We start from the raw sequence: 2,619 nt of genomic DNA on the forward strand, positions 1-2,619 counted from the left end.
AGGAGCCTGGGAATATGAGGTAGTAGCTCCTAATTATAAATGTAATATGACTGATATTATGGCTGCTATTGGTTTGGCACAAATTAAAAGATATGCAGGCTTAATTGAAAGAAGAAAAGAAATCATTAAAAGATACAACGAAGCATTAGAAAATTATAATGTTTCATTATTAGATCATTCTAATTCATCAGGACATTTGTATTTAGTTAGATACTTAGATAAAGATGAAGATTATAGAAATAGATTTATTAATAAAATGGCAGAGTTAGGTGTAGCATGTAATGTACACTATAAACCATTACCATTACTAACTGCATATAAAAACTTAGGATTTGATATTAAAGACTATCCTAACGCTTACAACATGTATCATAACGAAGTAACACTTCCTTTACATACATGTTTAAGTGACGAAGATGTTGATTATGTTATCGAATGTGTTCATCAAGTTATTGGAGAAATGAAGTAATGCTTAGAGATTGGGAAGACTTACCAGACTATATGCAAACTGACGAAGTTCGTCCGTATTACGATAGTCTTAAAAAGAAACAAGTAAGCTTATTTTTAAAACGATGTTTCGACTTAATAGTTGGAATAATCGTTTTTATTATACTTTCACCTATTATGATTAACTTTTCAATTGCGATAGCAATTGATTCTAGAGGAGGAGTTTTCTTTAGACAGGAAAGAGTAACTCAATATGGCAGAAAGTTTAGAATATTTACATTTAGAACAATGGTAGCAAATGCAGAAAGCATTGGATCGCAAGTTACTGTACAAAACGATATGAGAATTACAAGAGTAGGCAAACTACTAAGAAAGACAAGATTAGATGAATTTCCACAACTCATCAATGTGATTCTAGGAGATATGAGTTTTGTAGGAACTAGACCAGAAGTAACTAAGTATGTTAATCAGTATACACCAGAAATGTATGCAACATTACTATTACCTGCCGGTATTACATCTATAGCTAGTATTAGTTACAAGGATGAAGATGAACTACTAGCTAATGCAGATAATGTTGATGATGTTTATGTTAATGAAGTATTACCCGGTAAGATGAAATACAACTTATCTAGTATTACCCATTTTAGTTTCTTTGGTGAGATAGCAACAATGTTTAAAACTGTATTTGCAGTTTTAAAATAGGAGGAAGAAATTCATGAGTGAACTAATATCTATTATTACTCCTACATACAATTGCGCAAATTTTATAGGAGAAACAATTGACTCAGTATTAGCACAAACATATTCCAACTGGGAAATGATAATTGTGGATGATTGTTCAACTGATAATACTGAAGAAATCGTTAACAACTATTCAAATAGTGATAAAAGAATTAAATATTACAAATTAGATAACAATTCTGGAGCAGCTGTGTCAAGAACTAAAGCTATGGAGTTAGCAAATGGGCAGTATATGGCATTTTTAGATAGTGATGATTTGTGGTATCCAAACAAATTAGAATATCAAATTAATTATATGAAAAAAAATAATTACGCTTTTACATGTACAAAATATGAACAAATAAATGAAAAATCAAAATTATTAGATAAAGTCATTATGGTTGTTCCCAAAACTAATCACAACAGATTACTTTTAGACTGCCCTGTTGGTAATTCAACAGTTATGTATGATGTGACAAAGATGGGTAAATTTAAAGTTCCTAATATAAGAAAAAGAAATGATGATGCACTTTGGTTACAAATGTTAAAAAAAGAAAAGTATATTTACGGTATTGATGAAGTGTTAATGAAATATAGAATAAGATCAAATTCTATATCGAGTAATAAATTCAAACTTATTGGTTATCATTGGTATTTATATAGAAATATTGAACACTTAAATATTGTCAGATCAGTATTTCATATATGTTATTGGTGCATAATAAAGATTTTAAAAATTAAATAAGGAGGTACAAAGATGAAAATAGCAGTAGCAGGAACAGGATATGTAGGATTGAGTATCGCTACATTATTAGCACAACATCACGAAGTGATGGCTGTGGATGTTATTGAAGAAAAAGTTAATATGATTAACAATAAAAAGTCTCCTATTCAGGATAATGAAATTGAGGCTTTTTTAAGTACAAAAAATTTAAATCTAGTAGCTACATTAAATGCTAAAGAAGCATACAGTGATGCTGAATTTGTGGTGATTGCAGCTCCTACAAACTATGATTCAAAGAAGAATTTTTTTGATACTAGTGCAGTGGAGGCAGTAATCAAGTTAGTAATGGAATGTAATCCAGAAGCTGTCATGATTATTAAGAGTACTATCCCTGTAGGATATACTCAAAGTATTAGAGAAAAAACAGGATCTAAGAATATTATCTTCTCTCCTGAATTTTTAAGAGAATCAAAAGCGTTATATGATAACTTATATCCATCTAGAATTATTGTCGGTACTGATATGAATGATCCTAGATTAGTAGAAGCTGCAAATACTTTTGCAGGTCTACTAAAAGAAGGAGCAATCAAAGAAGATATTGATACATTAATTATGGGATATACAGAGGCAGAAGCAGTTAAGTTATTCGCTAATACTTATTTAGCTTTACGTGTATCATACTTTAATGAATTAGATACATATGCAGAAATGAAAGGTTTAGATAC

At 29.8% G+C, this 2,619-nt stretch carries 4 protein-coding genes; all 4 read left to right on the top strand.

The window, feature by feature from the left end; genetic code table 11:
- A partial coding sequence (locus ACLR9T_RS13755; RefSeq protein ID WP_413110061.1) for a DegT/DnrJ/EryC1/StrS family aminotransferase occupies positions 1-469 on the top strand: 469 nt, incomplete at its 5' end.
- A complete protein-coding gene (locus tag ACLR9T_RS13760) occupies positions 469-1,152 on the top strand; it encodes a sugar transferase (protein WP_413110062.1) in 684 nt (227 codons plus the stop codon). The genes ACLR9T_RS13755 and ACLR9T_RS13760, both read left to right, overlap by 1 nt.
- A gap of 13 nt (positions 1,153-1,165) precedes the next feature.
- A complete protein-coding gene (locus ACLR9T_RS13765) occupies positions 1,166-1,915 on the top strand; it encodes a glycosyltransferase family 2 protein (protein ID WP_413110063.1) in 750 nt (249 codons plus the stop codon).
- 12 nt (positions 1,916-1,927) lie between these two features.
- A partial coding sequence (locus tag ACLR9T_RS13770) for a 3-hydroxyacyl-CoA dehydrogenase NAD-binding domain-containing protein (RefSeq protein WP_413110064.1) occupies positions 1,928-2,619 on the top strand: 692 nt, incomplete at its 3' end.

The organism is Thomasclavelia sp. (genome assembly GCF_047249845.1).
Taxonomy (GTDB): domain Bacteria; phylum Bacillota_I; class Bacilli_A; order Erysipelotrichales; family Coprobacillaceae; genus Thomasclavelia.